The sequence below is a fragment of the Agriterribacter sp. genome (genome assembly GCF_035444585.1).
GTDB lineage: Bacteria > Bacteroidota > Bacteroidia > Chitinophagales > Chitinophagaceae > Agriterribacter.
In genome coordinates, this window is sequence record NZ_DAOMOZ010000004.1 from 1 (window position 1) to 13,815 (window position 13,815).

A 13,815-nucleotide genomic window follows, 5' to 3' on the forward strand; every position below is an offset into this window, starting at 1 on the left:
ATAAAGAAAAATTACAGGAACGCCTGGCTAAATTAAGCGGTGGTGTGGCTGTATTGCAGGTAGGTGCTGCTACTGAAGTGGAAATGAAAGAAAAGAAAGACCGTGTGGATGATGCTTTACATGCAACACGTGCAGCTGTTGAGGAAGGTATCGTTCCCGGTGGCGGCGTGGCCTATATCCGTGCCGTTGAATCTTTGGAAAAATTCAAAGGACTTAACGAAGATGAACTGACAGGGATTGCTATTGTAAAAAGAGCAATTGAAGAACCGCTTCGCCAGATCGTTAGCAACAGCGGTATTGAAGGCAGCATAGTAGTACAAAAAGTAAAAGAAGGTAAAGGCGATTACGGCTTTAATGCAAGGTCTGAAGTGTATGAAAACCTTTTCAAGGCCGGTGTTATTGATCCTACCAAGGTTACCCGTATTGCATTGGAAAACGCGGCTTCAATTGCAGGTATGCTGCTCACTACAGAATGTGTGATTGCAGACAAACCCAAGAAAGAAGAAGCAGCAGGGCACAACCATGGTGCTCCTGATATGGGTGGAATGGGTTATTAAGCTTGGCTTTTTAGTGAATATCAACAGGTCCCGCTTCTGTACAGAAGCGGGATTTTTTGTTGCCGGACAGCCCCGTTGCGGGCCATCGGCTGTGCTCAGCAGCCCGAACATGACACCGTGTTAGAATGATACCCATATAGCTGAGGTTTATCTTAACTCAAAAACCTTAAAATTTGAATTTAAATCCTTCCACTGTCATCTCAAATCTGAAATAACAAATTTCAAATTCCCTATATTTGAAGCGTATAACCCTTTTGTATGAAGCTAATACTAAAATATACTTTGTTGGTAGCGGTATGCTTTGCGCTTATGAATGTGCTGGCAGCTCAGGATACCGGGAGTAAGAAAAAGAAGAAAAAAGGCAAAAAAGGTGAGCCTGAGCTTCCGGTGGTAAGCCGGGGGGTGCTCGACAGTATATCGGGTAGCCTGGTATGGGTTACGGGTGGCCGTTTTACAATGGGCAACCGTTCAGGAGAAGCCGATGAAAGACCTGAATATGAAGTAGTGATAGATGGGTTTGCCATCAGCAAATACCCTGTAACCCAGCGGCAGTGGACGGCCATCATGGGTAATAACCCCAGCGAATTTACGGGCTGCGATCAATGCCCGGCAGACAGGGTAAGCTGGGATGACGCCCAACGCTTTATTGAAACCCTGAACAAACTTTCCGGTAAGAAGTATGCTTTGCCTACCGAAGCAGAATGGGAATATGCAGCCAAAGGAGGTCCCCAAACCCGGGGTTACCGCTACAGCGGCAGCGATAATATTGATGACGTAGCCTGGTATACAGGCAACAGCGGCAGGCATCCGCATCCGGTAGGTGAAAAGGCGCCGAATGAACTGGGGCTGTATGATATGACAGGGAATGTATGGGAGTGGTGCCGGGACTGGTACAACAAAAATTATTATGAGCTTAGAGAAAGCAACAACCCAACCGGTCCGGCATCGGGATCCGGCCGGGTGCGACGCGGCGGGTCATGGTTTACGCAGGAAGCCAGTTGCAAAACTTCAACGCGCAATAGTGTGAAGCAGGATTATAAAGACGACAGCGGCGGTTTCAGGCTGGTGCAGTACCCGAATTAGGAATGGGGTAGAAGGTGTGAGGTGTGAGGTATAAGGTATGCTTATAGCTGATAGCTGCAGACCTTCGGATTTAGAGCTTTGTGGAGTTTTTGTTTTTTGTGATTTGGTTCTTGGTGCTTTGAGAGTGTGGGTTGAGGTATCAGGGACGTTACAGGTTGCAGGTTACAAGTTCCAGGGCGCAGCACACACCTAATAATATACTGATCGCTGACCGTCACAGCCACTTCGGATTTCGGGCTTTAGTCTTCGGATTTTTATTTGTTATTTGTCTTTTGATTCCTGGTGTTTTGGAGATCAGGCATCAGCTCACCGCTCTCATCTCCTGTTCATATATGGCTCAATCCCAGCACTATCCAGAACAGGAACGAATCTGGGTTCATATTATTCCGGATCACTTTGAGCGCACGATCCAGATGGTTGCGGGCAGTGCGTATAGTGATGCCCAAAGTGGATGCAACTTCATTTAGTGAGAGTCCCTCCCGTTTATTGAGCGTGTATACTTCCTGCTGGCGGGGCGGTAAAGTTTTCAAAACGGCTTCTAAGTTATTGTAAATATCTACCTCTGCTAATTTACTTTCAACCACGTTGGCGCTTTTTTGCATTTGACGCCAGATCTCTTCCTGGTAGACCTTTTCCCTGGCCAGCTTTTTAAAGTGATCAATAACATGATTTTTGGCCATCTTCAGGATGTAGTTGTCCATATCTTCCAACGCAGATAATCTCTCATGCCTGGACCACATCTTCAGCATGATGTCCTGTGTCAGATCTTCAGCAAGGCTGCCGTTTTTTACGAATTGAACAATAAAGCGATATACTCTCGCCCTGTAATATGGTATTCCGTTTTCCATCTTCAAACATAATATGCGGTTGATCAATGTGAAATGATGAAAATGATTTTCCGATGCTGTTTGAGAGGTTTGGTCCTTACAAGATAGAAGAAACTATTAAATAAAAAAAAATAAAAAAAAATTGAATTCAGACTGGTCAAAACCGCAACGCTTACAGTTGTAATGATATGAAATGATGAAAAGCCCCGGTTCAAAAAGATGGGAGGTGTTCGTAACATTATAGAATTTGAAATCATACGCAAGTGAACAACCAGCGATTTGACTATTTAATAGAAAAATACAGAAAGGGAAACTTAAGCCGGTCAGAATATAAAGAACTGATCTGGATGCTTGGAGAGCCCGGTATGGAAACTGAACTTGAACAGCAACTGAACCGTTACTGGAAAGAGAGCAAAGCTTATGAAACAGCAGAAGCATTGCAGCCTCGTGTTACCAAAATAAGCATAAAGCGGAAAAGAACAGGATATATAAGTCTGGCTGCTTCCCTGGTATTACTGCTGGGCTTATTTTATTACCTGTGGGGAGCAGGAGATGTTTTTGGGCAGAAAGAAATAGTATACAGAACGGGGTTCGGCGAACGGTTAGACGTTGAGCTGGACGACGGGAGCCTTGTTACGCTCAATGCCAATTCTACACTGCACTGGGCGGAAGGCTGGAGTAAGAGCGAAGGACGTAAGGCGGCTCTGGAAGGCGAAGCTTTTTTTAAAGTGAAGAAGCAGAACGGCATCCCCTTCACTGTGCATACGAACGACGTGGCAGTGGAAGTGCTCGGCACTGCTTTTAATGTAGACAGCAGGGAAGCAAAAACGAAGGTTTACTTAGATGAAGGGAGAGTGAACCTGAAATTAAATGATACGGAGCAGGGTCATAATAAAGAAAAGCACCCGCAGGAGATCATCATGAACCCGGGCGAGCAGGTGAGCTACAGCGTGCGACAGAAAAAAATAGAAAAATCGGAAGGACAGACCATGATAACAGCCGCTGCGTGGAAGGTAAATGTGCTCAATTTCAAGAATATGCAATTTGGCGAAGTATTGGATTTGCTTCGCGATATATACGGTCAATCCTTTGAATGCACGGACCGCAAATTGCTGAATACCCCGATGTATCTCGGTGTGCCCTATTCCAACTGGGAGGCGGTGAGGCAGGCACTGGAACTGTCCCTGAATATCCAGTTCGAGGAAACCGCTGCACAACATTATGTGGTGAAGAGCGGGAAAAACTGATCGTACGATCCATAAAAATAAAAAACTACATGCTATGGGAATGAAATATATCCTGTCGGGACTCTTATCCCTTTTTCTCTGGTACGGAGGATTAAATCCTTCGGCGATCCGCGCAAATCCATCTGACAAAGAAAAAATAACGCTCCTCGAAGCCATTGAAAAGATCAGTCAGAAATACGATGTGTATTTCACGTTCGACATGACCCTCGTATCCAAAGTGGAAGTGCAGTACGAACAGGCGCTGTATAGCTCGGCTGAGGATGCCATTTCCCGTATTCTAAAGGGTACGGGTCTGAAATACCAGTTTTACGACCGGCGGTTCGTGATCCTGTATAAAGATGATGCGAAAGGGTTGGAATCGTTAAGGCAGATGTCGAAACATTTGAATGGTTTGATCAGCGAAGGGGAGAAGAAGATGGACTCAACCACAAAGAATAATATGCTGGCCGTTGCCCGGCTTCCTACTCAATCCATACTAAAAACCATTCCCCGTGTAGCCTTTTCAGTAGAAGGCACAGTAACCAACCAGGAAGGAGAGCCTTTGATTGGGGTTACGGTACAGGTAAAAGGAACCGGCAAGGCAACCACAACCAATACCGGAGGGCACTTTACATTGAATGATATTGAAGCCAATGCCGTGCTGGTACTTTCTTATGTAGGGTTTGAAACACAGGAGGTGAAAGTGGCCGGGAAAACCAATTTAAAGATCGTAATGTTATCATCTACCCAGGCGTTGGGTGAAGTGGTGGTAGTGGGGTATGGTACGCAGAAGAAGGAAGATCTTACCGGTGCTTTGAAAACGATAGATCAAAAAAGTATAAAAGATTTACCTGTTTCTGCTGTAGATCAAAAGTTAGTAGGAAGAGTGGCAGGGGTGGAAATTCAGCAGGTCTCCGGTGCTCCGGGTGCCGGCACTTCTGTTAAGATCAGGGGAAGTGGATCTCTAGGAGCAGGAAATGAACCATTATACGTTATTGATGGAATGCCTTATTCATCAGGTCTAAACCAGGAAATCAATCCATTATCATTTATTAACCCTGACGATATTCAGGATGTCACTATTTTGAAGGATGCATCTTCTACAGCAATTTACGGCTCCCGTGGTGCTAACGGGGTAATTATGATAACCACAAAAAATGCTAGTAAAGATCAAAGTTTAATTAATTATTCAGGTTATACAGGCTTTTCAAGTATTCCTGAGAAGGGGAGACCTAAAATGCTAAATGCTAAGGAATTTGCCGAATACCAAAGGGATAGAATAGACTATGTAGTAAGGCAAAGAGAAGGACGCGATGCGGTTCTCTCAGATTATCCTGAAGAATACCAGGACCTTGATAAACTTGGTGAAGGCACAAACTGGTATAATTTATTACTTAGAAATGCTTTTACGCAGAACCATAATATCAGTATTCAAAGAGGAGCAAAAAATTCTCAGTTGTATTTGAGTGCCGGATATTTTGACCAGGAAGGAACTATCAGGAATACGAATTTAAAGAGATATTCCGCGAACTTTAATTATAACCTTAATATCAATAGTTTTATAAAATTGGGCGCCAGCTTAATGCCAACTTTTATTGATCAAACACGGGCATCAACCGGAACAGGAAGGGATCTTGATCCTACCGGGATTTCTTTGTGGGCAAACCCGGTAATGAAACCTTTTGACGAGGACGGCAATTTGGTGCCATACATCCTTACTCCTAAAAACAGTTACAATTCAACATGGAATTTTCCTAACCCCTTGTTTATGCTGGATGAGGCCCCAAGAAAATATAATGAAATTAGGAACTTAGGTTCTGCATTTGTTGAAATAGAGCCAATAAAAGGTTTGCAGATCCGCAGTTCTATAAACACAACTTTTTCAGTTTTTAAAAACAGCAGGTATGTGCCAAGTACTATTGGAAGTCCCAATAATCCGCCAACAAACAACAAAGGAACTCTAAATCTGTCTGAAGGCAACAGCTTTGATTGGGTTATTACGAATACGGCAACCTATTCAAAAAAATTAGAAAAGCACAGTTTCAAGGGACTTGTAGGATACATCACACAAAAATCAAGATACAACAGCATAAACCTGAACGCCAGTCCATATTCCAATGATTTAATAAAAACGCTAAATGCTGCTGATGGTATAACCAGTTGGGGGCAAACAATTAATGAGTGGAATATGCTTTCTTACCTGGGAAGGATCAATTATGCTTTTATGGATAGATATTTGCTTACAGCAACAATCAGAAGCGATGGTTCCTCCCGCTTCGGTGAGAACAAACGCTATGCGATGTTTCCATCCGTAGCCGCAGCATGGAGAGTATCTGACGAAGATTTCATAAAAGATATTCAGTGGATTGATCAATTAAAAGTACGTGCGAGTTTTGGCAAAAGCGGGAATAACAATATTGGAAATTATTCACACTTATCAAATGTAAGTTTAGGCAGGTACGTCCTTAATGACAACATCGTTTCTGCTGCTTCGGTGAGCTTGTTTAATCCTGATTTAGGTTGGGAGGAGTCGGAACAAATTGATCTGGGTATGGATTTAGTAATATTAGACGGAAGAATCGGAATTACGGGAGATCTGTATCGCAGGAAAAGTGTAAACATGCTATTGAACAATGTTATACCTGCCATAACAGGCTTCAACAGTCAACTGGTTAATATGGGCAGTGTACTTAACAAAGGGCTTGAACTGGAGCTTGATGTAACACCTATTCGCAGCAACAACTGGAACTGGACCTGGAATTTTAATATAGCATTTAACAAGAATAAAGTATTATCCACAAACGAAAACGGTGATAATATATTAGCCGGCAGTATGGATGGTCGTGCTACCAATGTATCTATTGTTGGAAAGCCTATAGGAGAGTTTTACGGTTTTATTTTAGAAGGAGTGTATTCTCAGGCTGATATTGACAACCCCGCGGTTCCAAAATACCCAGGAAATACAGCAGGCTATCCTAAGTATAAAGACTTAAATGGAGATGGGGTAATTACAGAGATATTAGATTATACTAACCTTGGCAGCCCCAATCCTGATTTCACTTTTGGATTTTCAAGCAGGCTTTCTTATAAGAATATTGATATATCTGCCAGTTTAAATGGAAGGCAGGGCGGATATGTAATGAACGGGTTGCGCCAAACCATTGATAATTTACAGGGATTTTTCAACCTGGGTAAAGAATGGCTTAACAGATACAGAAGTGATAAGGACCCCGGAGATGGAATTCATGCATTTGGGCCAAATGCGGTACACAGGGTTAATGATAAGTTGTGGCTTGAAAGTGCCTCTTATTTAAGAATAACAAACTTAAATATCGGTTATACATTCCAGACCCGTTTTGAAAGGCGTAACGTTTTATTTAAAAATTTTAGAGTATATGTAAGTGTGCAAAACTTGGCCACTTTCACTAAATACACCGGACAAAATCCAGAAGGGCAAGGCATCAATGTTAATAACACCTTAGCGCCCGGATATGATATGAACAGCTATCCTGTAGCGCGAACTGTGACTGCCGGCATAAATATTACCTTTTAAAATCTGTGAAAATGAAATCAAAATTATTTCTGTTTGAGATAGCCCTGTTGTTTTTGCTTGTTGGTTGTTCGAAGGATTTTTTAAAAGTATATCCGGAGACCAGCTTAAATGAAGGAAACTTTTATACCTCTGATAACGAGTTTGTTTCTTTGGTTAGTGGCTGCTATGTTCCATTGAGAAATGCTGAAAGATGGGACCACTGGGTAATGTCTGAGCTTAAGTCAGATAATTTAGATCAGCAATTCAGCGCAATAGCCGGCAACTTTGAAACAGCGTATATGGACAACCTGTTGACAGGGGCAGCGAGTATTACGGTTCAGAATTATTGGGATATTTCTTATCAGGGGGTCTATCGCTGTAATAAGGCGATATCGGTATTAGAAAGCTCAACGTATACATGGAGAGATGAAAATATTAAAAACCGATCCAAAGGTGAGGCCTATTTTTTAAGAGCACTTTACTACTTTAATTTGGTAAGGCAATACGGCGGCGTTCCTTTGGTAATAACGCCTGTTACAGGTAAGGAAGCAGTAGAAATTAAACGATCTTCAGAGGATGAAGTATATCAGTTAATAATTTCAGATCTTAATAATGCCCAGGATTATTTATCTAAAGCCGCCACTGTAGAAGAAAAAGGGAGGGCGAATCAAAGTGCGGCCCTTGGTATTTTAGGAAAAGTATACCTGACAAGAAAGGATTATTCAGCAGCGTCTCAGGTACTTAAGAAGGTGATTGATCTGAAAAAATTTTCACTTTTGCTAAATTATGCAGACCTTTTTGATCCTAATGCAAAGGATTATACTGAAACTATTTTTTCAGTTCAATATTCTGAAAGCAGTTCAGAGCTGGCCAATGATTTTATTTTTTTTAATGTCCCCAATACATCCAAAGGCGAGGTTACCAATCGCCCCAATATATCACTCCGGATTGCCGGCTCAATGGAACCAAGTATAGAATTAATAAATGCTTTCGAAGCTGATGATAGTCGAAAAAATGTTGCAATTCAGTATTGGACAGGAGCAGGGTGGGATGGAATTGAAAAGTCATTTCCTTACTGTGCGAAGTATAAACCTCCTCAAATATCTCCATTAAATTATTGCGGTGATAATTTTCCTGTTTTAAGATATGCAGATATACTGCTAATGTATGGTGAATGCCTTAATAATTTAGGAAGCACCTCTGAAGCAGCTCAGTATATTTTCTCTGTAAGAAAAAGAGCTGGATTAACAAATGATATCTCTCAATTGTCTCAGGCTGAACTGGATTCATTGATTGAAAAAGAAAGGCAGGTAGAATTTTGTTTTGAAAATCAGAGATGGTACGATCTGGTAAGAAGAGGAACTGCTTTAGACGTGATGAATGCACAAGGGAAAGAAATAGACGCGTACAAAATTTTGCAACCCATACCAGGGGAAGAGGTATTTATAAATAAGCTGGAACAAAACCCCGGGTACTAGGGATTACTTTGTGGGGTTAACACTGGCTATTTGATGTCAAATCTTTGGATTAAATATAAGTTTATGAGGTTGATTATATTATTATGGTGCCTTTTAATACCTGGCATGTATAGCAAATCCAACCCGGTTGACTATAATTATAAAGACGCGAAACATCATGGCTTTGATTCTACACTTCAGCCGAATATCATTCTTATTATAGGTGAAAGTCATCGTGCAGAAGCTTTGGAAGGTTTTGGCAATTCATTTGTTAAAACACCTAATCTCAGGAAACTTGCATCAGAGGGCACTGTGTTTAATAATTTTTTTGTAACCACTGCTATTTGTGCTGCCAGCAGGGCAAGTATATTATGTGGTCAAAGTGCAGATACACACGGGATTAGTGATTTTTCAACTGATTTTACAAAAAACGCATTTGCCAATACTTTTCCGATGCAATTAAAGAAAGCGGGATACACCCTTGCGTGGATTGGGTTTTTTGGAATTGGAAAAAATCCCCCTAAAAATGATTTCGATTTTTGGAGGCCGGATATTCCATGGATGAAAGATGGCAAGCACAATATTGATATAACAGTTGAAACGGCAAATGACTTTATAGATAATTCCGGGAACGGTGCTCCATTTTTTATGTGTGTAAACTTTAAAGCAGCTCATGAAATAGATCCTACCAATTCAGTTCCCGCACATTATGTAGTGCAGGATCGTTTTAAAGGGCTATACAACAACATTAAGGTTAGAGAGCCCGAAACGGCTGATCCAAAATATTGGGATGAATTGCCGGATTTTTTTAAAGATGAGCAAAATATTGCCAGAAAAAGATGGGAAGGATTTTTTTCAACCAAAGAACTGTTCCAAAAAAATTCTAAAGATTATTACCGCCTGATTACGGGACTTGACGATGCGGTTGGAAAAGTTAGAAGTAAGCTTATTGAGTCTGGCCTTGATAAGAATACCATTATAATATATACCACAGATCATGGCTTCTCATTAGGAGAACATGGCTTAATGGGGAAATGGTACCCTTTTAATGTTAGTATGCATATTCCTTTTATTCTGTACGATCCCCGAAATGCTGAGTTAGCCGGAACCAGATTTTCTGAATTTGCTTTAAATATTGATATAGCGCCTACAATATTGAGCCTTTCGGGTTTAAATATACCAAAAGAAATGGAAGGGCAGAATCTGATAGAGGCCATCAGTGGTCATATTAAGCCCAGGGATTTTTTTATATATGAGCACTCATTTTTAGGTGCACCCCATTTATTTAAAACCAAAGCTATTGTGTCCAAACGTTATAAGTATATTGTATATACCGAAAATGGGTATGAGCAATTATTTGATATTATTGGCGATCCGGATGAATCAGTTAACTTAGTTAATTCTAAACGGCATCATCGTGAATTGCAAGCCATGAGATCCTTATATAACAAAAATGTTATTGTTCATTGATCTGCACATAAAAACTGTGGTGGCTAAAGCGGGAACCACAACGTGGGATAGCCGGTTGTAATAATCAATGTAAGATGAAAATGAAAAAAATAATTGTGGGAAGTGGATATAAAGCCCTGGCAGCCTTAATGCTTATCGCATTCCTGCAAAGAGGGGTTGCACAACAAATCGCTTCAGGAAGCGAATTCAGTAAACCCAATATTATTTTCTTTCTTACCGATGATCAGCGCTGGGATGCATTGGGCGCTGCGGGGAACACGATCATCCAGACGCCTCATTTAGACAGGCTGGCAAGAGCCGGTATACTGTTTCAAAATGCTTATGTAACAACATCCATTTGCTGTGTGAGCCGGGCAAGCCTGCTCACCGGACAATATGAAGCGTATCATAATATACATGATTTTTCAACAGATCTTACACCGGAGGCCCTGTCTCAAACTTACCCGGTTTTATTGAAAAACGCAGGATACCGGATCGGCTCCATAGGAAAATTTGGGGTAGGGAAAAATCCGCCGCATTCCATTTATGATTTCTGGGTAGATACGGAAGAGGGCGGAAAAGGACAACCCGATTATATTATTACAGGCGATGACGGGAATCTCATTCACGATACAGATACACTGAACAATGCCATTCAAAGGTTTCTCGATGAGTATGGCAATAACGATAAGCCTTTTTGCCTCTCCGTGAGCTTTAAAGCACCGCATGAGCAGGACGGTCATCCTCCGGAGTATATCATCCAGCAGGCATATAAGGATTATTATAAAGATATAACCATACCCGAACCCGTAACTGCCGATCCTAAATACTGGCAACAACTGCCGGATTTCTTCAGAACAGATACCAATTTTGCCAGGGCAAGGTGGCGGGGACTTTTTGGAACGCCGGCATTATTCCAGGAAAATGTAAAAAACTACTACCGGCTGATAACCGGCGTAGACGATGCGGTAGGTAACACAATGCATAAGCTAAGGGAATTGGGACTTGATAAAAATACCATTATCATTTTTATGGGAGACAACGGAATGTTTTTGGGAGAACACGGAATGGAGGGAAAATGGTATGGATATGAAGAATCCATAAGAGTGCCGCTGCTTATTTATGATCCCAATACGCCGGATAAGATCAGGCAATACAAGGCATCCCAGATCGCCCTGAATATAGACATTGCTCCTACCATTCTTGCGATGGCCGGTGTGCAGGCGCCCAAACAAATGCAGGGGATAAACCTCATAGACCTGGTGCAGAACAAATTACCTGAAAGAAATGAATTCTTTTACCAGCATTATTTCCTGGGTGGCCCGCGTATTCCAAAAGTGGAAGGTGTGGTAACAAAAGAGTTTAAGTATATGAATTATATCGAGCACAACTATGAGGAGTTGTATGATGTGAAACACGACCCCCATGAAACGGTAAACCTGGTTGATAATCCCAAATATAAATCTCAACTTTCTGCTCTAAGAAAAAAATACAGGAACATGCAAAAGATCTATGGAGTTTCTGCCGGAAAGCGCGCAAAAGCCAGAACCCCTTCTCAATTGTAATTGCGATCCCGCATAACAGCTCACTGACCAATTATCATATTCTTTAATGACCACAGAACGGAGAGCACTTCACTTTTGGAAGCGGCATCAATGTTATGTTCGTCCGGCACTTTTAGAACGGCATCAACGATTGCTGTGACGCCCGTAGTGCCTCCAAGGCGGTCGATTGTATAGCGCTCTCAAAAATCAATCTCTTTTCCGTTACGGGCACGCCTGCACTCAGTCCTGCTTTTAAGCCGGACTTGTATTTGCTGAGCTTATTTGCTTTTGCAAAAAGAGACCGGATCTGCAATGCGGCATGTACCGCATTTGATACAGATTGAAAGGAGACCAAAAAATCGGTTTCGTTTTGTTTAACTACAATGATTCAACAATGCCGGCGTCTACTTCTATGATGCTGTTGGGCACCTGCCCGTGGGCCTTATTGTGCATTTTATGAATGCTGTTCTTATCAGCGGCTTCAATCAGGCAGAATGCAGTTTTCCTGTTCTCATCAAACCAATAAGTCAGGGCCCTGCAACCAAAACGGCTTTGTATCTTCAGGTCTTCCTGGTGCAACTGTGCAATATCCGCTGCTGTTATGGTTTCAGGAACATCGTGCCGATCCATAAAAACAGGCATAGCGTTATTTTGAACGATTCAGGAATCTGGTTGAATCTAAAATACAATTTTTTTAGCGGTTTATCTTACAATTATTGCTTTACGCCGGTCATTGTACGTGGATTGCTTCAGATATTGTTCAACCCTGAGAATGCAGGTAATCTTGCAGTACAGCCAATATTGCGTAATTTCGCCGCTCGTATGAAGACAAGAACACTCCGCAAAGATAAAGTGAACATCATTACCCTTGGCTGTAGTAAAAACGTGGTAGACAGCGAGGTATTAAGCGGGCAGTTGCAGGCCAATGATATCAGTGTAGTGCATGAAAGTAAAAAAAGCGACCACAATATCGTGGTGATCAATACCTGTGGTTTTATAGATAAGGCCAAGGAGGAATCGATCAATACGATCCTCGGCCAGGTAGAGCTCAAAAAAGAAGGCCGGCTGGATAAAGTATATGTTACCGGCTGCCTTACCGAGCGCTACCGGCAAAATCTTGAAACGGAGATCCCCGAGGTAGATGCATGGTTCGGCACCATGGAGCTTCCTCTCATCTTAAAAAGATTTGAAGCAGATTACAGATCCGAGCTGGTGGGCGAAAGATTATTGAGCACTCCCGCTCACTATGCTTATATGAAAATATCGGAAGGCTGCAACCGCACCTGCTCTTTTTGCGCTATTCCTTTAATGAGGGGGCAGCATATAAGCAAGCCTGTAGAGCAACTGGTGGCTGAAGCGGAGGGACTGGTGCGCAGGGGAGTAAAAGAGATCATGCTCATTGCGCAGGAGCTTACTTATTACGGATTGGATATTTACAAAAAGCGCGAGCTTCCCCGGTTACTGCATGCACTTGCAGGTGTAAAGGGGTTGGAATGGATACGTCTGCATTATGCTTACCCTTCTAAATTTCCCACCGAGATCATTGATGTCATGAAAGAACACTCCAATATCTGTAATTACTTAGATATGCCGCTGCAGCACAGCAGTGATAATATGCTCAAAGCGATGCGCAGGCAGATCACAAGAGCTGAAATGGATGATTTGATAGGAGAGATCAGGAACCGTATCCCCGGTATTTGTTTGCGTACCACCCTTATCGCCGGCTTCCCCGGAGAAACGGAAGCCGATGTAGGAGACATGAAAGCATTTTTGCAGGCACACCGGTTCGACAGGGTAGGTATCTTTACCTATTCGCATGAAGAAGGTACTTCTGCTTATGCGTTAGAAGACAATATCCCTCCTGAGGAAAAGGAACGCCGGGCACAGGAAATAATGGAAGTGCAGCAGGAGATCAGTTATGAAAAAAACCAGGAAAAAGTGGGAAAGGTTTTTAAAGTGCTGGTTGATAAAAAAGAAGCCGGGCGGTATTTGGGCCGCACCGAGTTTGATTCGGTTGAGGTAGACAATGAAGTGATCATTGCCGCCGGTCATAAGCTTGCTATCGGCGAATTTGCAAATGTAAAGATCACCAAAGCGTACGATTACGATCTGGAAGGCGTTGTGACAGTGGAATAACCTG

The 13,815-nt window shown here is 42.2% G+C and carries 10 protein-coding genes; 8 read left to right on the top strand and 2 right to left on the bottom strand.

The features are described 5' to 3' along the window. Window positions 1-557: TCP-1/cpn60 chaperonin family protein (locus tag PLH26_RS00720; protein WP_324584050.1), on the top strand; the 557-nt coding region annotated here is incomplete at its 5' end. 258 nt (window positions 558-815) lie between these two features. Continuing rightward, window positions 816-1,640: a formylglycine-generating enzyme family protein gene (locus PLH26_RS00725; RefSeq protein WP_324584051.1), complete on the top strand. Its 825-nt coding sequence runs from the start codon at window positions 816-818 to the stop codon at window positions 1,638-1,640. A 326-nt stretch (window positions 1,641-1,966) separates the two neighbouring features. On the opposite strand, the gene PLH26_RS00730 is transcribed toward PLH26_RS00725, so the two are convergent. Further along, a complete protein-coding gene (locus PLH26_RS00730) occupies window positions 1,967-2,488 on the bottom strand; it encodes an RNA polymerase sigma factor (RefSeq protein ID WP_324584052.1) in 522 nt (173 codons plus the stop codon). A gap of 242 nt (window positions 2,489-2,730) precedes the next feature. Here PLH26_RS00730 and PLH26_RS00735 point away from each other — a divergent pair, with 242 nt between their 5' ends. From PLH26_RS00735 to PLH26_RS00755, 5 genes are all read left to right on the top strand, one after another. After that, window positions 2,731-3,714: a FecR family protein gene (locus tag PLH26_RS00735; RefSeq protein WP_324584053.1), complete on the top strand. Its 984-nt coding sequence runs from the start codon at window positions 2,731-2,733 to the stop codon at window positions 3,712-3,714. Window positions 3,715-3,748: 34 nt separating this feature from the next. Beyond that, the gene (locus tag PLH26_RS00740) at window positions 3,749-7,246 is read left to right on the top strand and encodes a SusC/RagA family TonB-linked outer membrane protein (protein WP_324584054.1); all 3,498 of its coding nucleotides are present in this window, start codon (window positions 3,749-3,751) and stop codon (window positions 7,244-7,246) included. A gap of 11 nt (window positions 7,247-7,257) precedes the next feature. Continuing rightward, window positions 7,258-8,703: a RagB/SusD family nutrient uptake outer membrane protein gene (locus PLH26_RS00745; protein WP_324584055.1), complete on the top strand. Its 1,446-nt coding sequence runs from the start codon at window positions 7,258-7,260 to the stop codon at window positions 8,701-8,703. A gap of 63 nt (window positions 8,704-8,766) precedes the next feature. Then, window positions 8,767-10,152 carry a sulfatase-like hydrolase/transferase gene (locus PLH26_RS00750; protein ID WP_324584056.1) on the top strand — a complete coding sequence of 462 codons (1,386 nt, stop codon included), beginning with the start codon at window positions 8,767-8,769 and terminating at the stop codon, window positions 10,150-10,152. An 80-nt stretch (window positions 10,153-10,232) separates the two neighbouring features. After that, complete coding sequence (locus tag PLH26_RS00755) at window positions 10,233-11,696, top strand: sulfatase family protein (RefSeq protein ID WP_324584057.1); 1,464 nt, start codon at window positions 10,233-10,235, stop codon at window positions 11,694-11,696. Window positions 11,697-12,053: 357 nt separating this feature from the next. Here PLH26_RS00755 and PLH26_RS00760 read toward each other — a convergent pair whose 3' ends face one another. Continuing rightward, window positions 12,054-12,317 (bottom strand): DUF4242 domain-containing protein, encoded by a 264-nt coding sequence (locus PLH26_RS00760; RefSeq protein WP_324584058.1) that lies wholly within the window; start codon window positions 12,315-12,317, stop codon window positions 12,054-12,056. Window positions 12,318-12,497: 180 nt separating this feature from the next. Here PLH26_RS00760 and rimO point away from each other — a divergent pair, with 180 nt between their 5' ends. Further along, on the top strand, window positions 12,498-13,811 hold the full coding sequence (rimO, locus tag PLH26_RS00765) for a 30S ribosomal protein S12 methylthiotransferase RimO (RefSeq protein WP_324584059.1): 1,314 nt from the start codon (window positions 12,498-12,500) through the stop codon (window positions 13,809-13,811). Window positions 13,812-13,815 lie beyond the last annotated feature (4 nt).